This window comes from Bradyrhizobium sp. AUGA SZCCT0283, from assembly GCF_018130385.1.
Lineage (GTDB): Bacteria > Pseudomonadota > Alphaproteobacteria > Rhizobiales > Xanthobacteraceae > Bradyrhizobium.
In genome coordinates, this window is sequence record NZ_JAFCLU010000007.1 from 267,439 (window position 1) to 286,756 (window position 19,318).

The window sequence follows — 19,318 nt, forward strand, 5'->3', positions numbered from 1 at the left end:
AGATGCCGATCTCAGTAGCGCAGCAGCCGTCATGCCGTCAGCGACCGTATGTCGCGAATGGCTCGATTTAGAGCGATTCCAGCGCTCCGATTTAGAGCGATTCCAAAATGCGGCGGACCGTCGTGGCATCTGGGAGCACGCGCGTGAGCTCCGGCTGGAGCGGCGTGCGACCTGTCGGCAATCAACGGGTGCGGTCGAAATCAACAGCGGCTGTGTTGCCGCCGCTGACGATGACCGCAATGCGTTCGCCCGCGCCGGGCCGGTAGGCGCCCGACAGGATCGCCGCGAACGCTGCCGCGCCGCCCGGTTCTGCCACGATGCGCAAGGCGCGCCAAAGCGTCGCCTGTGCGTCGGCAATCGCGGCGTCGGAAACCAGCACGGTTTGCCGTGCGTATTTTTGCACGATCGGAAAGACCTGTTCACCGACGCGCCGCGGCGCCAGCGAATCTGCCGCCAGCCCGCCGGCCTCCGCATCGATCGGATGGCCGGCTTCAAAGGCCTTGGTCAGCGTGGGCGAAGCAAGCGGCTCGACGCCAATCACCTTGATACGGCCGGCGTACCAGGCGGCGATTCCTGCGATCAGCCCGCCGCCGCCCACCGATACCAGCAGTGTATCGATATCCGGCGCCTGGCTGGCGAGTTCGAGGCCGAGCGTTCCCTGTCCCGTGATGGTTTCGTTCTGATCGAAGGCCGGCACCGGCAATGCGCCGGTTTGTTGCGCCCACGCCTCGCTGGCGGCGAGCGCATCGGCATAGCGGTCGCCTTCGATCGTGAGGTCGGCGCCGTAGTCCCTGATACGCTGCACCTTCGCCGGCGAAGAGACGCTCGGCACGAAGATCTTGGCCGGCTTGCCGAGCTTCATCGCCGCATAAGCGACGGCCGCGCCGTGGTTGCCTCCGGACGCCGCCACCACGCCGGCCAGTGGCGCGTCGCGGGTCAGCAGATTGGCGAAAGCGCCGCGTGCCTTGAACGAGCCGGAGTGCTGCAGGAGTTCCAGCTTGAGCGTCAGCGTATGGCCTGGAAGGCCGAACTCGGGACCATCGACCTGAACCACCGGCGTCCGCCGGATAAAAGGCCGGATCACCCGCTCGCATTGAGCGATCAGTTCCGACGTTACGGCATCTGCAGACGCATCCATTGCATGCACTCCCAAGGCTTATCAAATAAGAAGGCTTTATCGAAACAAGGCCTGATTGACAGGAATTAGTCATTTAGCTAATTAGCAATATGACTTCTTTCGATGATGACGTCGAGTCTGCTTTTCGCGCGCTCGCCAGCGATCGGCGGCTGCTGATCCTGGAATGGCTCAAGCGCCCCCGTGCGCATTTTCGGGCCCAGGTTGACGGCGACCTTGTCAGGGACGGGGTCTGCGGGGTCTTGATCGCCGAGAAGCTCGGCGTCAGCCAGCCTACCGTGAGCGAACACCTCAAGATATTGTCGCAGGCCGGATTGGTGAGCGCCAAGCGCGTCAAGCAGTGGACGTTCTACAAGCGCGATGAAGCGCGCATTGCCAAGCTGAAAGCCGCTATGCTCGAAAAGATCTGATGTTCGTTCGAGGCCGCGTCTGCCCGGGCCGGCGCTGGATTTTCCGTGCTGACATTTTGGGCAGCCAAGCGCATGTTATCCGTTCGACCTTGGCATCCTCAGTGCCTAGTCTTGGCCGACACGGGGGTGAAGCTGATGCGCGCGGTTCTGGACTATTGCACCGGAGGGCTGGAACGAAAGCTGCCGGCCGGTACGGTCCTCATTCACGAGGGCAGCAAGACCGGACATCTGTTCGTGCTGCTCGAAGGACGGCTGGAGGTCATCAAGGGCGACAGCGTCGTCGCCGTTCTGACCGAGCCGGGGGCGATGCTGGGCGAGATGTCGGTCCTGCTCGATCAACCGCATACCGCAACCGTGCGCGCCGCCGCCGATTCCGTCGTGTACGAATTCGACGACGCCGCGGCGTTCCTGCGCGACCAGCCGGCGGTGGCGCTATTGATCGCGCGCTTGCTGGCGCAACGCCTCAACGTCGCCAACACCTATCTGGCCGACCTGATGCATCAATATGCCGGGCAAGGTAACCATCTCTCGATGGTCGGCGAACTCCTGCAGAGCATGATCAACCTGCCGCCGACGCAGGTCTCGCCAGGCTCGGATCGGCAATCCGACCCAAGGATATGAGCCATGCGGGTGGGTTCTCGACCGGCGCCGCCGGCCGCAGCAGGGGTGCGCGCAGGTCGATGCGTTGCGCTTCGCCGGCCGCCAGCCAGAAGGCTGTGCCCTCATCGAGGTCGAGCACGATATAGACCGGCGGACGGCCGTGCTGCAGGCCGGTGTTGAATACCCAGGTCGCGCCAAGCCGGTCGAACCACGAGCCGTCGGGGATGAAGGGCGACTGGTGCACATGGCCCGAGATCACCATCGACGGCTGATACTGCGCGATCCATTGCACCAGTTCGACGTCGCCGAAGAACCGCTTGCCGCCCCAGCTCGTCGGCGAATCCGCCGGCGGCGCGTGATGCACCCAGATCCAGCGTTGCGCGCGCTCGAGCGCGGCATCGCGAAGCTGGGCTTCGATGCGGCTCTTGACCAGCGGTCCGTCCCACCACGGACATACCGTAAAGAGCGTGCCGCCGATGGTGAGGTCGTCGCCGTCGCAGGCGATGCCGAGTTCTCTGACATCACCGACCCAGCGCGCGATCTTTTCGCCTTCCGCGCTGCGTTCGTCGAGATCGTGATTGCCCGAGCAGAGAATGACCCGCGTCATGCCCGACAGCAGCGACAGGTATTTTTTCACGACCAGAATCTGTGCGCGGAAATCGACGAACGATCCGATGTCGAGCGCGTCGCCGGCGAAAATGACGACGTCGAATTCAGGAGCTGCCGCGAGCAGCCAGTCGAACTGCGGCAATGAATAATGCAAATCGGCAACGACAAGGCAGAGCATAATGATTTCAAATCCAAAAATGCCTATGAAACAGGCGATCCGCAGGCGGATGCATTCACGCATAGTGGATTCGAGCAAGAATTGTGCCGGTCGTGACTTCAAACGGGATCGATCGGCCGGCTGGAAGGACCAGGGCGCGTACCCATAAATCGAGCTTGATGACTACTCGATGTCCGATATGCGCCGATAGCCGACCAAATTCCGCCTCGCAGCGAAACAACGCGCTAAGTGCCAACCACAGACGCGTGCACACGGCATTCAATCATCTCGTCAGCACGAGCGTATTTGGAACGTCGAGGCGGAGCTCCTCGGCGGTTTTCTCGACCGGCCAGAATGCGCTCGGAAGCATCAGCCTCCACGACTGCGCTTCATCATCTCCGGTCGCGCTGCTCAGCTGGTGCTCCGTCGATGCCCGCGCCCGGATTGCTGATCATCACCGATAGAACTTGGTCCTCACCCCATTCGGCGGCGTAAACACCTTGTTTTCAGCACAATTTGTGCTTGAGTCCGCCCAGGCGAGGTCATTCACCGGTTGCGGGCCTGCCCAAATCCTGGGCTTTGCGGCAAACACCTTCTTAACGACGGCCCGCGCAATGTGCAGAATCCCCTCCTGCTTTACCGCTTAATTAATGATGTCTTGCTTCTCTTCGGCAGTAGAGAGCGCGCAAATGCCTCCACAGAACGGAATGATAACCGTTCGGGAATCGCTGCGGAAAATTGCGTGCCATGATTCAGACCGATCGGCTTTCGGAATTTCTGCAAGAGCTGACGCCGCTGTCGCGGAGCTGTCTGCTCGGCGAGCTTGAGCGGCTGGAGCTGTGCGGCATCGATATCCCGGGCTCGTCCGATATCCTGGCCAAGTTGCGGGCCGAATTCCGCAAGGATGGATCGCTACAGAGTCGCGCCGGCAGCCCTTTGCGCCATTTCTTCATGCCGCTCGAATCCTTTCTGACCGATAGCGCGCCCGAGCACGCCAATCCGGGGCGGATCTCGCGCAGTTCGCTGGTCCCGGTCTGGGAGTGGATTTGCCGCGACCTGCTGCCGACCATGGCGCGCGACTATAGCAAGGCGGTCGGCGACCTGGACGCCACCCACAACTCCAAGGAATTGCTGAAGATCGCGTCCGCGTTTCAGACCAAGATTGTCAAGGTTCTCGAGAATTCGCTTGGGTCGTCCGACGGTGCCGAGCTGGCCCGCGCCAAGCTTGCGCAATATACCGCGGCGCGCACAGCCTTCGACGATGTGGTCAAGATGCTGCACGCGCTGCGCGCGCGCGATGCGCTCGAGAAATTCAACGCAAAATTACCGGAAAGGATTTCGAAGTTTGACAACGGACAGGTGGCGAGGATCGCGCCACTGCTCGACTCCTTGAGGAAGGCCAATGCCGATGCGGTGCCTTTCGCGCTGACGCTGGTTGCAAAGCGGCTGAAGACATCCTGGCAGCTGATCCGCCTCGCCACCAAGGCGGCAGCCAGCAAGAATGCCGAGGACATCGCCATCACGCCCTACGCCATCGCGGTCACCATGGCGCTCGACCAGCTCGACGACAAGCGCACCGCCTTGCGGATCGCGTTCAAGCACAATCGGGTGCTCGTCGCGAAGGACCTTTTGACCGAAATCTACGATACCGAATACGCGCTGCAAGTTCGCATCGACCAGTTCGAACAATCGAACTGGGGCTTACGTCTGCGCCAGATTATGGACGGGATTGCTGCGCTGGTCGAAGCCGAGGTGAGCCGCTTCCCCGAGGAGGTCGGCCATATCTTCGCTTCACGCCGCCTGCGGACCCATCAGTCGCTGAGCGGCCGGCTTACCTATCTCGCCTGGAGGGGCCGCGACGTCGTGCAGGAGGGCGCGGCGTTCTGCCGGAAGATGATCGGGCAGACCTAGGGCCCTCGACTGGCCCGCCGGCGAGAGGATCTTGAAGTCTTGGAATCTGGCCTTCGGGACGCCTAACACCTGTCACGATCACTGATCAACATTGGGCACCCATTCCTCCGCGCTTGAGTCCCAATGATGGGTGTCGTCGAAGTGCTTCCAGGGTGGCCGCCTTGGTTTGCTTTCACCCCTCTGTCGTAATGCATTCCGTGGGCTGAGTTGGACGACGAGAGCTCCAGCCATCATCATCCATTCGCGAGCGTTATATCGGGAGTTCCATTTGATTGTCGCGAGCATCGGATGCCTCCTTCAAAGCAAGAAGCCTTTGCAATGTTAACCCGAGCCGAGAACACGGGGTGTAAGGTACTTCACAGTCAGCCACCATCTTCGACATAGCCGCTGGCGTCCTAGCGGCGGCAATTTGAAGCGAAGTACCAGTCGCCGAATAGGATCCGACCTGAACTGTCAAACGCCTCCGCTGAGTATTCAATGCCCGGTTTGGTCATTCGCTACAGGGGCAACCCAGCGGCAAGTCCAGCCACGTCCGCTGTGACGCCGAAAGCGGAGGTCAATTCAAACTCGCCTCAATCCGAATTTGGCTGCGCGCTAACGAGTCCACGCCCTAATCCTCGCTCGCCCTGAAGCGGCCTAGTCCCTTCAGCACGAACGGCGCCAGCAGGGCGACCAGCGCAATGCCGAGCAGGGTGGCCGACATCGGACTTTGCAGCAGCACGATGGGATCGCCGAGGCTGATGGCGAGCGCGCGGCGCAACTGGCTTTCGGCGATCGGACCCAGGATGAGACCGACGACGACAGGCGCGATCGGAAAATCGAACCGGCGCATCAGAAAGCCCAGCACGCCAAAAGCCGCCAGCATCGACAGCTCGACGACCGACGGCTTCGCCGCGATGGTGCCCATGGTCGCGAACACGAGAATGCCGGCGTAAAGCCACGGCTGCGGGATCGCGAGCAGTTTCACCCACAGGCCGACCAGCGGCAGGTTGAGAACCAGCAGCATGACGTTGGCGATGAAGAGACTCGCGATCAGGCCCCACACCAGGTCGGGGCGCTCGGCGAACAGCAGCGGTCCCGGATTCAGGCCATATTGCTGAAATCCCGCCAGCATCATCGCAGCCGTTGCCGAGGTCGGAAGTCCCAGCGTCAGCAAAGGCACAAGCGTGCCGGCGGCTGAAGCGTTGTTGGCGGCTTCCGGCCCTGCGACGCCCTCGATCGCGCCCTTGCCGAATTCCTCCGGATGTTTGGTCAGCCGCTTCTCGGTGGAGTAGGACAGGAATGTCGGAATTTCCGCGCCGCCGGCAGGCAGCGCGCCGATCGGAAAGCCGAACATCGTCCCGCGCAGCCACGGCTTCCATGACCGCTTCCAGTCTTCCCTTGTCATCCATAGCGAGCCGCGCACCGGCTCGATCTTTTCCTCGGTATGATGGCGGCGCGAGGCGACGTAGAGCGCTTCGCCCAAGGCGAACAGGCCGACCGCCAGCGTCGTCACCTCGACGCCGTCGAGCAGTTCGGGGATGCCAAAAGCGAGCCGGGCCTGGCCGGTGAGCTTGTCGATGCCGATCAGCCCGAGCGTCAGCCCGATGAACAGGCTGGTCAGACCGCGGACCGGCGAATCTCCGAAGGTTGCCGACACGGTGATAAAAGCCACGCACATCAGCGCGAAATAATCCTCGGGCCCGAAGCGCACCGCGAAATCCACCAGCCACGGCGCCAGAAAGGCCAGACCGATGGTGGCGATGGTGCCCGCGACGAACGAGCCGATCGCCGACGTCGCCAGCGCCGGACCGCCGCGGCCGGCCTTGGCCATCTTGTTGCCCTCGAGCGCGGTCGCCATCGACGCGCTTTCGCCGGGCGTGTTGATGAGGATGGCCGTGGTCGATCCGCCATACATGCCGCCGTAATAGATGCCGGCGAACATGATCAGCGAGCCGCCGGGATCGAGCTTGTAGGTGACCGGCAGCAGCAATGCGACCGTGAGCGCCGGACCGATGCCGGGCAGCACGCCGACCGCGGTGCCGAGGAACACGCCGATCAGCGCGTAGAGCAGATTCATCGGCTGCACGGCGACAGCCATGCCATGCGCGAGCGCGGCGAAAGTTTCCATTACAGCAGTCTTTCCAGAGGCCCGGTGGGAAGGCTCAGCGTCAGCAGCCGATCGAATGCGAGATAGATCAGGGTGGTCATCACGAGAGCGATGGCGGAGTCGGCGAGAATGGCGCGCCGTCCGAAGGCAGCCGAGGTCGTGACGAACAATGCCGAGGTCGCAAGGATGAAGCCGCCGCCAAGGCCGATGATGGCGATCAAGAGCGCCAGGCCCCCGAGGATCAGCCACACGGCCCTGGGATCGGCGCTTTCGCGCGGCGGCAGGTTGCCGCGCAGCGCGTCGATCAGATTGCCGATCGCAAGCAGGCCGAGCCCGACGGCGATGACGACCGGCATCGCCTCGGGCCCCATGCCGTACATCGTGGTGGTTTGCAGTTGGCGCGAGTCCCATACCAGCACCGCCGCAAGCGCCGCGAGTGCGAAGGCAATGACGAGGCCCGCACGATCGATGCGCCGTGACGCCGGGCCCTGCGGAAGGTCCGTCATGATTTGACGAGGCCGACCGACCTCAGCACGTCGGTGACGCGCGTCGTTTCCTTCTTCAGGAAATCGGCGAACGCATCGCCGCCGAGATAGGCGTCATCCCAGCCCTTCTGCTTGAGGATGTCCTTCCAGGCGTCCGACTTGACCATGTTTTCGACCGCATCGCTCAGGACTTTGCGCTGTTCCGGCGTGATGCCGGGAGGCGCCACCACCGAGCGCCAGTTGGCGAGCACGAGGTCGATGCCTTGTTCCTTGAAGGTCGGAATGTCGCTGCCGGCGATGCGCTTCTCCGACGTCACGCCGAGCGCGCGCAATTTTCCGGACTTGATCTGACCGTCGTATTCGCTCATTCCCGAAATGCCCGCGGTGACTTTGCCGCCAAGGATAGCCGCCAGCGACTCGCCGCCTCCGGAAAATGGAATGTAGTTGACCTTCTTGGCGTCGGCGCCGATCGCGCCTGCAAACAACGCCGCCATCACATGGTCGACGCCGCCGGCCGAGCCGCCGGCAAAGGTCACCTTGGCGATGTCAGCCTTGAGCGCAGCGGCAAGATCCTGCGCCGTCTTGATCGGCGAATTCGCAGGCACCACGATCACCTGGATTTCCTCGGTGAGGCGGGCAATCGGCGTCACCTGATCGAGCGTCACCGGCGATTTGTTCATGGCGAGCGCGCCCACCATGACGAAGCCGTTCACCATCATCTGGTTGCCGTCGCCCTTGGCGCCGTTGACGAACTGCGCGATGCCGACGCTGCCGCCGGCGCCTGCCACGTTGGTGACCTGGACGCTGCGGGCGATCTTGGCGGCGACCAGCGCCTGCTGCATCGAGCGGGCGGTCTGATCCCATCCGCCGCCGGGCGCTGCGGGCGCCATGATCTTGAGCTCGAGCTGCTGCGAGAGGGCAGGGCCTGCTGCAAGTGTCAACGCGACGGCCGCGCCGAACAGGCGCGTGTAAAACGGCATCATGGGGCTTCCTCCAGGTTCACACAGAGCGGCTGTGTGTCAATTCGTCGCATTTCAGCCGGAAACGGCGCCGCTGTCCAGAAGGACCTTTACGAGTCCGAACCGGATTCGGAAATTTCGCTACGCCCTTGAAGCGCGGGCGGGTTTCGCCTTCGGCATTTGCCTTGAACGAAAGTGAAACGCCAGTTGCGCGGCACACGTCCGAAGAGGAGCCGTGCTTTGCGTTGCCTTGGCCTGGGCCATAGCGCCTGAATAAGACGCAATGACGAAGGTGGCCAAGGCCTCGGCGTCTAAAGCGCCCGCGAAATCCGCCCGCAGTTTGGCCGCAATCACCTTGCGCCAATTGTCATAGATTCTCTCGATCGCCTCACGAAATTCGGAATCTGCCGCGCAAAGCTCGAGCGCCAGATTGTTGAGCGGGCATCCCAGAATGGTCCTGGACCGGTCAAGGGCCGACGCGATCTGCTCGAACGCCGTGCGTATCCCTTCCTCAGCGCCGCGAGCGGACCTGACCGGCTCGAGCCAAGACGTGTCGACGGCTTGTGCCACGCGCTCCTGGATGACGTTGAGCGCAAGGACCTTCTTCGTAGGGAAATGATGGTGGAGGGCGCCCGCCGTTACGCCGGCCGCTCGAACAATGTCGTGAGTGCTGGTCGAGTGATAGCCACGCTTCTGGAAGGCGTCGGCTGTTGCATCCAGGATGCGTTTTCTCACTCCGGCGGGATCGTTGGTTCGCGAGCGGCCGCTGGCTGGCTTCTTGGTCATGACGGACTCCCACCGCTATCGGCATAGCTGCCGTCTATCGGATTGACAAAAACAGGGCAACCTGTTTGTTTTGATCTCACCTATTGTGATGATTGTGGGACGGGAAATCGATGCACGAGAACGTTCGATCCGATCGAGAAGCGCATCGAAGCAGCAACCGCAAGATGCGGCTGTTCTCCGGCCCGCTGAGCATGTTCGGCGCAAAGGTTCAAATCGCTGCGCACGAGAAGAATATCGACTTCGAACTGGTCATGGTCCCCTTCAACATGAAGGAGGGTTACGCGCCAAAGCATCCGGAAGTCCTGCGCATCAATCCGAAACGACAGGTCCCCGTGCTGATCGACGGTGACCTCGAGATCTTCGATTCCACCCAGATTTTCGAGTATCTTGAAGACATCAAGCCTCATCCTGCGCTGTGGCCTGCAAGGTCTGCAGCGCGGGCCTGGTCTCGCCGGCTGGAACATGAATCGGATGAGGTCTATTTCCCTCAAATCATCAAACTGATGCAGCTCTGGAAAACGCCGCTTGATCCCGCCGCGGAGCTCGCGCGCGCGGGCGCTGCCGCCTATTATCGAACGATGGAGAACATCGTGGGCGACAGCGAGTTTCTTGGCGGCGCGTATTCCTTTGCCGATATCGCGTTCTATATGGCCCAGCTCTTCGGCGCCCGTATGGGTGCCGACATGACCAGCGAAACGCCGAAGCTTCTACAATGGCGGGAGCGCATGACGGCAAGACCGGCCGTCCTCAAGGTCGTTGGACCGATGGCCGATTACTTGCGCGGCCAAGGCCTCAGCGTTCCAGCATTTCTTCCGTCAAAAGCGACGTGATCAACGCCGCGGGTACGCGCCGGTTTGTCCGGTCAGACCCTCGCCACCGCGTGCGGAAACACGATCTCGATCAGCGTGCCCGAACGGCCGCCGGTCTTGATCTGGAATTTGGCGCGGTTGGCTTCGACGAGCGCCTTGGTCAGCGACAGGCTCACGGCCGAACTCTCGGCCCGATCCGACGGCGCCGGCGTCCGGAACGGCTGCAGCGCGGCGGCAACCTCATTATCGTTGAGGCCGTGGCCGGTGTCGCGGACCCGCAGCATCACCTCGCCGAAATCGGACAGCGCGGTCGAGACGATGACCTGGCCACCGGCATTGGCGAGGTGGATCGAATTGCCGATCAGGTTCAGCGTGATCTGGCGCAAGGCCCGCGCGTCCGCGATCACAGCCGGCAACATGTGCGCGAGCGAGGTGCGGATGATGATGCGCTCGCGGTTGGCCTGCGGCTGCAACACCGCAACGCAGCTCTCGACCAGCTCGTTGAGGTTCTGGTTGGTGAAAGCCAGATCGAGCTTGCCGGTTTCGATCCGGCTGAGATCAAGCAGGTCGTTGATGATGGCGATCACGCGTTCGCCGGAGGCGCGGATGTCCTTCATGTATTCGAGGTAGCGCTCGTTGCCGAGCGCGCCGAAACGCTCGCCGATCATCACTTCGGAAAAGCCGATGATGGCGTTCAGTGGCGTCCGCACCTCGTGGCTGATCCGGGCCAGCACGTCGGCCTTGGCATTGGCGGCGCGTTCGGCCAGCCGCCGCGCTTCGCGCAATTCGCTCTCGGTCTTCTTGGCCTGCGAGAGATCGCGGAACACCGCGAAGAAATTCGGGCCATCAGGGCGGGTGCGGCCCATGGTCATCGACAGCGGGATGATGCCGCCCTTGCTTTCGCGCGCCAGCACCTCGCGGCCGTGATCGAGCAGGCTGGCGACGCCGGAAGCCTTGATGCCGGCGAGATATTCGAACACGCCGTGCTGGCTTTCGGGCGCAAACAGATCGGCGAGATTGCGGCGCGCGAGTTCGTCGCCGTCATGGCCGAACAGCGCTTCGGCGCTGCGGTTGGCCGCGTTGATGTTGCCGTCGGCGTCGAACATCAGGATGCCTTCGGCGGTGGTGTCGAGGATGGCGGCGAGGTCTTCGGCGTTGGCATGGCCGACATCGGACGGCTCGGAAGCGTCAGGCTCCGATACCGCCGGTTCGGTCTCCGATACCGCCGGTTCGGGCTCCGATACCGCCGGTTCGAGCTCCGATACCGGCTCGGCTCGCGCGATGGCGGCCGCGATCGCCGCGCTCTCATGGCGCGTGCCCGAGAAGATCAAGGCGAGGGCGGAATCGCCGTCCCACGAGATGGTGTAGAGGCGCGCGTCGGCCGCCGCTGGCGGCGCATCCGCATCCGTCGGCTGGCTTGCCGAAATCGTCACCGGCTTGCCGGTGTCCGATGTCGAGGAGGCGTTGGATACGCCGGGTTCGACATAGAGCGCGTCGAGGCCGCCGGCATCTTCCAGCGCATGCAGGCCCGGATAGCCCATCTGCGTCAGGAAGGCGGGGTTGGCGTACAGCAGCCGGTCGAGCCGGTAGATCAGGATCCCGACCGGCAACAGATCGAGCAGCGCCTTGTCGCGCGCCGCTTCGCCGCGTGCCGGCGGCTCGGGTGGCGCCAGCCATTCCGGCGGCGCGGGGGCCGGTTCGCGCACAGCCTGCTGTTCAAAGATGGTTTCGCCGGCGGCGTCCACCGCCTCGTTGCCGTTCTCGGTGTCGAGCCGCGCCGACAATTGCCGCGCGAGTTCGTCGAAGGCGCTGTTTTCAACCGGCGTCAGCGATGGCTGCTTCGCTTCGCCCGGGGCGCGGAACGGCAAGACGTTTGCGGCGGCGTCCGCCGGCAACCCCGTTGCAGTTTCCGTCAGCGCGTCCCTGGCGATTTCCGGGACGCTTTCCTCTAGGGCTTCCTTGGGAGGTTCCACGGGCGTTTCCAAATCTTTTTGATGTGAAGGCTCTGCAGCAGAAGTCTCTGCAGCAGAAGGCTCTGCAGCAGAAGTCTCTGCAGCAGAAGGCTCTGCAGCAGAAGGCTCTGCAGCAGAAGGCTCTGCAGCAGAAGGCTCTGCAGCAGAAGGCTCTGCAGCAGAAGGCTCTGCAGCAGAAGTCTTGGCAGCAATCGGTTCAGGCAATTCGTCTGATGAAGGCGGGGCGACGTCGGCCGGCTCGGCAGATGGCGCAGCGGACGGTTCGTGCGGCGTCACCATCTCACCGGACAATTCCGCCAGACGTAGGGCAGCGAGACGCGCCAGGGCGTCGAAATCGCGGCAGACGCCGAAGCCGCGATAGCCGATGAAATTCCGCGCCCCGTCGAAGACCGGCAGGCCGGACAGTTCGACGGGCAAGGTGCCGCCGCCGTCGACCGGCCAGTTCAGCGTGATGCCGCTCCAGGTCGCGCCCGTCGCAAAGGCCTGCATCATCCGGCCGGTGGGATCGAATCCGAAGGTCTCGGCGATCTCGCGCCATGGCCGGCCGAAAGCGGCCGTGGTGCGCGGGCCGATCAGGCTTGCGAATTCGTCGGTGCCGAGCGTGAAGCGGCCTTCGCGATCCATCTGCCAGGTGAAGCGCAGCGGCAGGCGGCGCGCCTGCCGCTGGCCGGCAAACGCTTCGATGGCAGGTGGCGGCGCGCGCGGAATAGATTCGGCCGCGGGCGGCTCCTCGGCAATGGCTGGCTCGGCAAACGCATCGAACAACGCAAACTCGGCGGGCGCTTCGCCCGATTGCGCCGGCAGCTGGTAATCGGGAGCCGGTTGCGGTGCGACCGGTTGCTCGACAACGGGCATGGCGGGTGCGCTCGGCTGCGAGATCGGCTCTGATAAGACCGGCTCTGATAAGGGGGGCTCTGATGATGTGGTTTGCGGCTGCATCTCGTCGTCGGGCTGTGCCTGCGCCGGTTGCGGCGCGATCAGCGCGATGTTGCCGGCGGCGATCAGAACGCCGTGGCTGCCATCGGGAAAGTCGAACCGCGAACAGCCGCAGGTCGAGAGCATGCCGGGCGCCGCGCCAAATCCCTGCAAGCGCTCCAGCCGGATGGCGCCGTTGGCGAGCAGCCGGCCTGCGAGCCGCGCGATCTGCCGCCGGTGCCGGTCGGCCGGCCCGAAGGTTTTTTCGGCAAGGGCTGCGGCGCTGGCCACGCCGAACAGGCGTGCGCCGGCCGGATTGGCCCACAGGATCCGCTTGCCGTCGGCCGTCCACAGCCAGGCGGGCAGGCGGCTCGCCGCGTAGGCCGCCAGTCGCGGATCGCTCTGCGCCAGCCACTGATATTCCGCATCCTTCATCGCAACCACATGACCGTCCGGCATCGGGATCGGCAGTCAGGATGCCGACAGCGTTAAGCGATCGTTACTATCGCAAGCCGGCAGCGGCAGGTCCACGGCCCGGCGGGCTGGAGGAAATTAAGCCGCGGATAACCTTAATCCGGCGGGACCCTTTGGCCGGCCGCCGCGTTGGGTGGTTGCAAACGGCCGTCAAGGGTTCAAAGAGGAACCTCCCCGGCGCCGCATCCGTCCCGGAGCGGCCCCCTGGCGGTAGCCGGACGCAATCCCTGCCAACGCAAAGGAGCACAGAATGAGCGACGATGCGCGAGAGCCTTTCGAGATACCCAAGGAAATGCGATCGATGGCGGAAGCGAGCTTCGAGCAGGCCCGCAAGACGTTTGAGAAGTTCGTCGACTCTGCGCAGGCCGCCGCCGGCACCATCGAGGAGCGCAACGCCACGGTTCGCGCCGGCGCCAAGGACGTCAGCAGCAAGGCCATCGCCTATGCCGAGCAGAACGTGCAGGCCTCGCTCGATCACGCGCAATCGCTGCTGAAAGCCAGGGATTTGCCCGAAGTGATGCGGCTGCACGGCGAATATGTGCAGGCGCAGATGCGCGCGCTGGCGGAGCAGGCCAGCGAAATGAGCCAGGTCGTCGGCAAGGCCGCCATGGAGGCGGCGAAGCCGAAAGCCTGACCTGCCGGCGTCGGCGGGGTTCAACCACTGGATAGCCCGGCCGAATGGGCATCCCTGCACGATCGAATATGCGGCGTCGCACCGGAAACTGCATTGCGCTGCACAAATTTGACATGATATGGGTGCTTATTAGGCGAGCCCGTGGATGGGCACTTCCGTGAATGTGCGTGTACGTGATCCCTTCGGCGTCTCGGCCGATTGCCCGCCAGGCGTCCGCAAGGGGGAACATCGTTTAACCCCATTGTGAAGGATGCAAGCCGTGACCAGCTCCACCGATCCCTTCTCCGCCTCCATCATTCCCTTCGAAGTCCCCGAGCAGATGCGCGCGCTTGCCGAAAAGGGCGTTTCGCAGGCCCGCGACAGCTACGCCAAGTTCAAGGATGCCGCCGAAACCCATAACGGCACCATCGAGGCCGTGTTCACCTCGGCCAGCAAGGGCGCCAGCGAGTACAACGCCAAGCTGATCGAGTTCTTCAAGGCCAACACTTCCTCCTCGCTCGATTTCGCGCAGGAGCTGTTCGGCGTGAAGACGCCGGCCGCCGCGCTCGAGCTGTGGACCTCGCATGCCAAGAAGCAGTACGAGACCTTGACGGCGCAAGCCAAGGAGCTCGCCGAGCTCGGCCAGAAGGTCGCGACCGAGACCGTCGAGCCAATCAAGGCCTCGGCCTCGAAGCTTTACAAGCCGGCCGCCTGATCGCTTCCGGTATTGATCACGAAAAGCCCGGGCCAAGCGGCCCGGGCTTTTTGCTGCCCAAGGAACGATTAAGGGATGATTTTGGCGGGCCGCCGGGGCTGGGCCGAGGGGCCCGGCAAATGAACGCAAAATGCCTTCCGGACGACTATAATGAGGCGCTTCACGGCCTTGCCAAAGCGAGGCGTTGCACCTAGTTTCCGGCCCATTCGCGCCCCCCTTTTTTGAGGGCCTCGCGTGAGGGATGCAGTTGTAGCTCAGTTGGTTAGAGCGCCTGTCTGTGGAACAGGAGGTCGGTGGTTCGAGCCCACCCAACTGTACCAACAAAATCAGCAGCTTAGATGAAGTGATCTCCGGGCCGATACCTTCAAAAGTAACGGGTGAAGTAACGGCGCACGCATCCATCCGTTGAGCCCTGTGAATAATACGAGATGTTTGCGATGAACGGTGGCGAAGTCACCCGACTCCCGGTTATCTCCTGTCGAACTTAACCGGAGGTTTTCATGGGCAAGGGCGGTCTACCCATTGGCGAATTTTCTGGCTCGGATGCGACCGAGAGGCTCCGTCAGAGCTTCGAACGCGGCCAGCGATCCAACACTCGGCTCACGTGGGCAATGCTGATCCTTGCGGGAATTGCCGCCGTTGCTGGCGTGATTGCTGCGGTGCCGGTCATCCAGGCGTGGATCAAATAATCGCGTGGCAGACTCGGATTCATTGCGATGGCGACCAAGGTACCGTTTCGGCCACCACCGCCAAGCGCCAACACTCCTATTTCCGAGATAGCCCCTTAAACGAACTCGCTCGCAAAAGACCTTCTGAGGTGATGTCGCGGTATTCGACGTCGGCGACGAAGGTTGGCTCAACCCATGTGGCCTTCGGCTTCTTAATGGGCTTGGTGAGCTTTGACTGTGGGCTGACGACCGTATCGAGCTGCTTCCTGATTTGGCTTGAGACGGTGCGGGACCATCCCGTTCCGACCTTGCCCATGTAGACTAGGTCTTTGCCTTCCTTCTTACCGAGGTAGAGAGCGGCAACGCCGGTGGGATCTTTGACGAAGCCGACGACCGGGAATTTGCCCTTCTGGACGGTTTTGATTTTCAGCCAGGCCTCGTTACGGTCGGAGCGGTAGGGTGCTCCTGCGTTTTTGGAGATGATGCCTTCCCAGTTCAGCTTGGCAGCGTGTTCGAACATCTTCTGTCCGTCTCCGGTGAGATGTTCTGAGTAGAGGACTGGCAGCTCAATGTCGTTTTCAGTAAGAAGGTCGAGCAGCGCCTGCTTGCGCTCAATCTGTTGAAGCTTGCGAAGGTCGCCGTCACGCCAGAGCAGATCGAAGGCGTAGTAAACTAGCCGGTCCTGCCTGCCCGCCGCCAGCTCCGCTTGCAGTTCTGAGAAATTGGTTCGACCTTCATGGGTGACGACCACTTCCCCATCGATGATGGCTTCGCCTGGAATGTCGAGCGCGCCGGCAATCACAGAGAACCGCTTGGTCCAGTCGAGCCCGTTACGGGTGAAGACCTTCTTCCTTCCCCTGTTGATGTGGACCTGGATGCGGTAGCCGTCGAATTTGATTTCGTGAAGCCATTGCGCGCCCTTCGGCGCTTTGGACTTCAACGTTGCAAGCTGGGGCTTAATGAACCCCGGCATAGAAATTCGTTTCGACACAACGCAACTCATAAACAAAAACGCCCGCCGCGCTTGGAGGGCCACGACGAGCATTCTTGCCTACTTCAGTGGAATCCCGAACAATCAGGGGACGTGATCGCTCCTGCCACCACCGATACTATAGGGCTTGTTTAGAAAGTAATCCCGGTTACCCAGCGCCGCTTCGGCGTACTGGTCGATAGCGACAGTGATCGCTTGAACGTGCTGATAACAACAACCTTCGCGCTGAGCTAACCGCCGAACTTCCGCAAGCGCTTTAATGAACTCGTGGTTGTTGGCGTTGTCGTCGTACCATTTGAGAGGCTTGCTCATCACCACCGACGCCCTCCCAGCGCTTTCCCCTTGTTCGGCCCGGGCAGCTCTTTCTTCAGCCGGTCGCGTTCCTCACAAAGTCTATCGATGTTGTGCAACATCCGATCCAGCAACGTTTCAGCAGACGCCGTGGGAATGCCTGCTCTTTGCAGTCGCCGAATGTCACCGCGCTGGCGATAGACCTGAATGCGCATACGTTCGATCTCAACCCGAATGCTTTCGATATCCGGCATGCTTCGCCTTGGTGTAACGGGAGGTCTGCATGAGAACATAACATGAACACATGGTCAAGGTGCGGATAAGCCGGATAACGTGGAACAAACCGGGAATTTCCCTTGTGGGGCCTGCAACCGGGGGATACATCCGTCTAGTTCCACAACATATGATTCGCCCCCTTTAGTTTGGAAACCTTGTAATGGCAAAGAGTTCGAAACCGACCGGGACCTCCCGCATCAAGTTCATTATGTTCGACGCCGAGATTGCCGACGACCAAATTCCAATGGTCACGCAGGCCATCACCAACGCATTGCGCGGGCCGAACCCGGCTCCAAAGAGGCTCCCGCCTGCTGCGTCTCAGTTGAACGGCAACGACGCTGCCGAGGAGCATGACGAGCCCGATTTGTTCGACGCCCTCGAAGAGGACGAGACCGTCGATGTGACGCCGGCCGCACAGAAGAAGAAGGTCCAGCGCCGCGTTGCGCCTAAGCCGCAAGTCGTCAACGAGGTTGATGTCACTAGCGATCCGCCCCTGTCATCTATCGGCACGTTCAAGAGCAACCATAAGCGCTACCTGGCAATCGCGGCATGGCTGCACGATCATCGCAGCATCGAAGTGATCGACGAGCGGCACATTTACACCTGCTATCGTCATTTGGGTTGGCCGACCAACATCAACGACTTCGCGCAACCGCTCCGCGAGCTCAAGCACAAGCAGTATTTTGAGTCTCCCGAGACCGGAAAGTATGCCATCAACCAGCTCGGGCTGGCGAAGGCCAAGGAAAGCTCGGCGACTTAGAATGAAGCTAACCGAACTCGTTGACCAAGTGGCAGGCTTCGACAAACTGCCACCACGGGAGAAGATACAGCTTTTCGCTTGGTATCTACACACGCACCGGGACCAAGAGCATTTCGGCTCGGACAACATCCGCGCCTTGTACAAAGAGCTTCACATGGTCCCGGATGACGTTGGCAAATACGTCATGCGTATGTCTTCTATGAACACGCCGGACCTAGCGCGTGAGCGCAATGGGTTTAAGCTCACCAGAGCCGTGCGTAGCCAGCTTGACGCGAAGTACACAAACCATCCGACCATGCAGGTCGTGAGCAAACTCTTGACTGATCTTCCGGATAAGGTGCCTGACATCGCGGAGAAGGTCTTCCTCATCGAGGCCATAGATTGCTACCGCGTCCGAGCCTACCGGGCTTGTATCGTCATGACCTGGAATCTGGCCTTTGATCACCTTCTGAATTGGATATTCAATGATCCGTCGCGGTTGGCCGCGTTCAACGCTGCAATCCCGAAGAAATTCCAAAATAGCCCAAAGAAGGCAAGCATTTTCATCAACCGCTATGACGACTTCGCCGATAACTTGAAAGAGTTTGAAATCATCGAATTGTGCAAAACCGCCAACCTCCTCAATGACAACCTAATCCGGACGCTGAAAGAGAAGCTGGGCAAGAGAAACACCGCCGCACACCCATCCACCATGGTTGTCGTTCAGGCGCAAGCCGACGACGTTGTAACCGACCTCGTCAACAATGTGGTTCTAGCTCTTGATCTAGAGCAGCCGTCGTAAGTGTCGATGAAAACGCCTTACATCCCACACACTTTCGGTGAGGACGTAGATCGCAAGCTGCGTAGTCGTCGAGGCTGGCTGACTGCAGGTGTCGCTTCGTCCATTTCGTGGCCATCATTCGACGTATGTGTTAAATACGCTGGCGACGAATACTTCCTGCGCGGAAGCGAACGCGATGGCAAACCATCTCCGCCCGGAATCACCATTGCGTGCGATGATGCCGCTGGCGGGGCCGATGCGGCGATAGCAAAGATCTATAGATTTACTTCGATTCTAAGCTGGTTCGAGAGGGGCTACGTTGACGTCTCGGGCTATATATATGGCAGCCATCCAGCTCTTTACGGCGCCCGGACCGTTTACTCGTCAATGGGAATTGCTGGTGCCAAATCTTTTAACTGCAACCACATGCCGATTATTGAGGACGACAATGTCCGAAAGGCACTCGCGTTTTGGCGTGAAGGGAAGCGCCTCGATGAAGTGCACGACAGCTACGCTTTCCTGAGCTTTTACAAAGTCATCGAATCACAATTCAAAGATGGAAGGAAAAGAGGTAGATGGATTGCTGCAAATATCGACAAGCTTACGGACAGGGCAGCGAAGCGAGTTGCGGAATTGCGCGCCGCAGGCATCGATGTAGCTAGCCATTTGTTTGAGAGCGGACGTTGTGCAGTAGCTCACGCATCACTCGAAGGTGAAATAATTGATCCCGACATTCCCGCGGACAGAAAACGCTTGTCGGCAGACCTCGTCATCATCGAAGAACTTGCTCGCGTCTATATCCGCGACGAGCTGGGCGTCCCAGACTCAAGTTCCCTTTATCGGACGCGCGATAGACTAGAGCGCTTTCCACTTGATGCGGGTCATTGTCCATAGCCAGCATGCCGAAAGTAATTGACGCACTGCTGTGGCGC

Annotated in this window: 20 protein-coding genes and 1 tRNA gene; 11 read left to right on the plus strand and 10 right to left on the minus strand. The window is 61.4% G+C overall.

Annotated elements, in window-relative coordinates; all coding sequences use genetic code 11:
- Positions 1 to 181: 181 nt before the first annotated feature.
- Positions 182 to 1,138 (minus strand): threonine/serine dehydratase, encoded by a 957-nt coding sequence (locus JQ624_RS12955; RefSeq protein ID WP_212419262.1) that lies wholly within the window; start codon positions 1,136 to 1,138, stop codon positions 182 to 184.
- Between the two features lie 89 nt (positions 1,139 to 1,227).
- Between JQ624_RS12955 and JQ624_RS12960 the strand changes: the two genes are divergently transcribed.
- Positions 1,228 to 1,545, plus strand: a complete 318-nt coding sequence (locus JQ624_RS12960) for a helix-turn-helix transcriptional regulator (protein WP_212419263.1) — start codon at positions 1,228 to 1,230, stop codon at positions 1,543 to 1,545.
- 135 nt (positions 1,546 to 1,680) lie between these two features.
- A complete protein-coding gene (locus tag JQ624_RS12965) occupies positions 1,681 to 2,166 on the plus strand; it encodes a Crp/Fnr family transcriptional regulator (protein WP_212419264.1) in 486 nt (161 codons plus the stop codon).
- Here the strand turns inward: JQ624_RS12965 and JQ624_RS12970 are convergent.
- Positions 2,105 to 2,932, minus strand: a complete 828-nt coding sequence (locus JQ624_RS12970; RefSeq protein ID WP_212419265.1) for a metallophosphoesterase — start codon at positions 2,930 to 2,932, stop codon at positions 2,105 to 2,107. The two genes, JQ624_RS12965 and JQ624_RS12970, sit on opposite strands and share 62 nt — an antisense overlap.
- Before the next feature lie 726 nt (positions 2,933 to 3,658).
- Between JQ624_RS12970 and JQ624_RS12975 the strand changes: the two genes are divergently transcribed.
- Complete coding sequence (locus JQ624_RS12975) at positions 3,659 to 4,822, plus strand: hypothetical protein (protein ID WP_212419266.1); 1,164 nt, start codon at positions 3,659 to 3,661, stop codon at positions 4,820 to 4,822.
- A gap of 610 nt (positions 4,823 to 5,432) precedes the next feature.
- Here JQ624_RS12975 and JQ624_RS12980 read toward each other — a convergent pair.
- The 4 genes from JQ624_RS12980 to JQ624_RS12995 form a co-directional block, all read right to left on the minus strand.
- Positions 5,433 to 6,932 (minus strand): tripartite tricarboxylate transporter permease, encoded by a 1,500-nt coding sequence (locus JQ624_RS12980; RefSeq protein WP_212419267.1) that lies wholly within the window; start codon positions 6,930 to 6,932, stop codon positions 5,433 to 5,435.
- Positions 6,932 to 7,417, minus strand: coding sequence for a tripartite tricarboxylate transporter TctB family protein (locus JQ624_RS12985; protein ID WP_212419268.1), 486 nt, complete (start codon positions 7,415 to 7,417; stop codon positions 6,932 to 6,934). The genes JQ624_RS12980 and JQ624_RS12985 overlap by 1 nt, the downstream gene beginning before the upstream one ends.
- The gene (locus tag JQ624_RS12990) at positions 7,414 to 8,379 is read right to left on the minus strand and encodes a tripartite tricarboxylate transporter substrate binding protein (protein ID WP_212419269.1); all 966 of its coding nucleotides are present in this window, start codon (positions 8,377 to 8,379) and stop codon (positions 7,414 to 7,416) included. Before JQ624_RS12990 ends, JQ624_RS12985 begins: the two co-directional genes overlap by 4 nt.
- A 117-nt stretch (positions 8,380 to 8,496) precedes the next feature.
- Positions 8,497 to 9,141, minus strand: a complete 645-nt coding sequence (locus JQ624_RS12995; RefSeq protein ID WP_212419270.1) for a TetR/AcrR family transcriptional regulator — start codon at positions 9,139 to 9,141, stop codon at positions 8,497 to 8,499.
- 164 nt (positions 9,142 to 9,305) lie between these two features.
- Between JQ624_RS12995 and JQ624_RS13000 the strand changes: the two genes are divergently transcribed.
- A complete protein-coding gene (locus JQ624_RS13000; RefSeq protein WP_283816911.1) occupies positions 9,306 to 9,971 on the plus strand; it encodes a glutathione S-transferase family protein in 666 nt (221 codons plus the stop codon).
- Between the two features lie 32 nt (positions 9,972 to 10,003).
- Here the strand turns inward: JQ624_RS13000 and JQ624_RS13005 are convergent, their stop codons facing one another.
- Positions 10,004 to 13,297: a PAS domain-containing protein gene (locus JQ624_RS13005; protein ID WP_409334317.1), complete on the minus strand. Its 3,294-nt coding sequence runs from the start codon at positions 13,295 to 13,297 to the stop codon at positions 10,004 to 10,006.
- Between the two features lie 265 nt (positions 13,298 to 13,562).
- On the opposite strand from JQ624_RS13005, the gene JQ624_RS13010 reads away from it, so the two are divergent.
- The 4 genes from JQ624_RS13010 to JQ624_RS13025 all read left to right on the plus strand — a co-directional run bounded on the left by JQ624_RS13010 (position 13,563) and on the right by JQ624_RS13025 (position 15,329).
- Positions 13,563 to 13,946, plus strand: a complete 384-nt coding sequence (locus tag JQ624_RS13010; protein ID WP_212419272.1) for a phasin family protein — start codon at positions 13,563 to 13,565, stop codon at positions 13,944 to 13,946.
- A gap of 259 nt (positions 13,947 to 14,205) precedes the next feature.
- Entirely contained in the window at positions 14,206 to 14,640 is a 435-nt protein-coding gene (locus tag JQ624_RS13015; protein ID WP_212419273.1) for a phasin, read from the plus strand.
- 243 nt (positions 14,641 to 14,883) lie between these two features.
- A tRNA-His gene (locus JQ624_RS13020) sits at positions 14,884 to 14,960 on the plus strand.
- A 180-nt stretch (positions 14,961 to 15,140) separates the two neighbouring features.
- On the plus strand, positions 15,141 to 15,329 hold the full coding sequence (locus tag JQ624_RS13025; protein ID WP_212419274.1) for a hypothetical protein: 189 nt from the start codon (positions 15,141 to 15,143) through the stop codon (positions 15,327 to 15,329).
- 76 nt (positions 15,330 to 15,405) lie between these two features.
- Here JQ624_RS13025 and ligD read toward each other — a convergent pair whose 3' ends face one another.
- The 3 genes from ligD to JQ624_RS13040 are packed head-to-tail and all read right to left on the minus strand — an operon-like array spanning position 15,406 to position 16,844.
- Positions 15,406 to 16,353 carry a non-homologous end-joining DNA ligase gene (ligD, locus tag JQ624_RS13030; RefSeq protein ID WP_312014416.1) on the minus strand — a complete coding sequence of 316 codons (948 nt, stop codon included), beginning with the start codon at positions 16,351 to 16,353 and terminating at the stop codon, positions 15,406 to 15,408.
- A 30-nt stretch (positions 16,354 to 16,383) separates the two neighbouring features.
- Positions 16,384 to 16,611 carry a hypothetical protein gene (locus JQ624_RS13035; RefSeq protein ID WP_212419294.1) on the minus strand — a complete coding sequence of 76 codons (228 nt, stop codon included), beginning with the start codon at positions 16,609 to 16,611 and terminating at the stop codon, positions 16,384 to 16,386.
- Positions 16,611 to 16,844: a hypothetical protein gene (locus JQ624_RS13040; protein WP_212419275.1), complete on the minus strand. Its 234-nt coding sequence runs from the start codon at positions 16,842 to 16,844 to the stop codon at positions 16,611 to 16,613. Before JQ624_RS13040 ends, JQ624_RS13035 begins: the two co-directional genes overlap by 1 nt.
- Positions 16,845 to 17,026: 182 nt before the next feature.
- Between JQ624_RS13040 and JQ624_RS13045 the strand changes: the two genes are divergently transcribed.
- The 3 genes from JQ624_RS13045 to mauJ are packed head-to-tail and all read left to right on the plus strand — an operon-like array spanning position 17,027 to position 19,280.
- Positions 17,027 to 17,626 carry a hypothetical protein gene (locus JQ624_RS13045; RefSeq protein ID WP_212419276.1) on the plus strand — a complete coding sequence of 200 codons (600 nt, stop codon included), beginning with the start codon at positions 17,027 to 17,029 and terminating at the stop codon, positions 17,624 to 17,626.
- A 1-nt stretch (position 17,627) separates the two neighbouring features.
- Positions 17,628 to 18,407: a hypothetical protein gene (locus JQ624_RS13050; protein ID WP_212419277.1), complete on the plus strand. Its 780-nt coding sequence runs from the start codon at positions 17,628 to 17,630 to the stop codon at positions 18,405 to 18,407.
- Between the two features lie 6 nt (positions 18,408 to 18,413).
- Positions 18,414 to 19,280: a methylamine utilization protein MauJ gene (mauJ, locus tag JQ624_RS13055; protein WP_409334320.1), complete on the plus strand. Its 867-nt coding sequence runs from the start codon at positions 18,414 to 18,416 to the stop codon at positions 19,278 to 19,280.
- The last annotated feature ends 38 nt before the right edge of the window (positions 19,281 to 19,318 follow it).

Coding starts and splice junctions, on each gene's coding strand:
- JQ624_RS12955 (WP_212419262.1), bottom strand. CDS start 1,138: ATGGATGCGTCTGCAGATGCCGTAACGTCGGAACTGATCGCTCAATGC.
- JQ624_RS12960 (WP_212419263.1), top strand. CDS start 1,228: ATGACTTCTTTCGATGATGACGTCGAGTCTGCTTTTCGCGCGCTCGCC.
- JQ624_RS12965 (WP_212419264.1), top strand. CDS start 1,681: ATGCGCGCGGTTCTGGACTATTGCACCGGAGGGCTGGAACGAAAGCTG.
- JQ624_RS12970 (WP_212419265.1), bottom strand. CDS start 2,932: ATGCTCTGCCTTGTCGTTGCCGATTTGCATTATTCATTGCCGCAGTTC.
- JQ624_RS12975 (WP_212419266.1), top strand. CDS start 3,659: ATGATTCAGACCGATCGGCTTTCGGAATTTCTGCAAGAGCTGACGCCG.
- JQ624_RS12980 (WP_212419267.1), bottom strand. CDS start 6,932: ATGGAAACTTTCGCCGCGCTCGCGCATGGCATGGCTGTCGCCGTGCAG.
- JQ624_RS12985 (WP_212419268.1), bottom strand. CDS start 7,417: ATGACGGACCTTCCGCAGGGCCCGGCGTCACGGCGCATCGATCGTGCG.
- JQ624_RS12990 (WP_212419269.1), bottom strand. CDS start 8,379: ATGATGCCGTTTTACACGCGCCTGTTCGGCGCGGCCGTCGCGTTGACA.
- JQ624_RS12995 (WP_212419270.1), bottom strand. CDS start 9,141: ATGACCAAGAAGCCAGCCAGCGGCCGCTCGCGAACCAACGATCCCGCC.
- JQ624_RS13000 (WP_283816911.1), top strand. CDS start 9,306: ATGCGGCTGTTCTCCGGCCCGCTGAGCATGTTCGGCGCAAAGGTTCAA.
- JQ624_RS13005 (WP_409334317.1), bottom strand. CDS start 13,297: ATGCCGGACGGTCATGTGGTTGCGATGAAGGATGCGGAATATCAGTGG.
- JQ624_RS13010 (WP_212419272.1), top strand. CDS start 13,563: ATGAGCGACGATGCGCGAGAGCCTTTCGAGATACCCAAGGAAATGCGA.
- JQ624_RS13025 (WP_212419274.1), top strand. CDS start 15,141: ATGGGCAAGGGCGGTCTACCCATTGGCGAATTTTCTGGCTCGGATGCG.
- ligD (WP_312014416.1), bottom strand. CDS start 16,353: ATGCTCGTCGTGGCCCTCCAAGCGCGGCGGGCGTTTTTGTTTATGAGT.
- JQ624_RS13035 (WP_212419294.1), bottom strand. CDS start 16,611: ATGAGCAAGCCTCTCAAATGGTACGACGACAACGCCAACAACCACGAG.
- JQ624_RS13040 (WP_212419275.1), bottom strand. CDS start 16,844: ATGCCGGATATCGAAAGCATTCGGGTTGAGATCGAACGTATGCGCATT.
- JQ624_RS13045 (WP_212419276.1), top strand. CDS start 17,027: ATGGCAAAGAGTTCGAAACCGACCGGGACCTCCCGCATCAAGTTCATT.
- JQ624_RS13050 (WP_212419277.1), top strand. CDS start 17,628: ATGAAGCTAACCGAACTCGTTGACCAAGTGGCAGGCTTCGACAAACTG.
- mauJ (WP_409334320.1), top strand. CDS start 18,414: ATGAAAACGCCTTACATCCCACACACTTTCGGTGAGGACGTAGATCGC.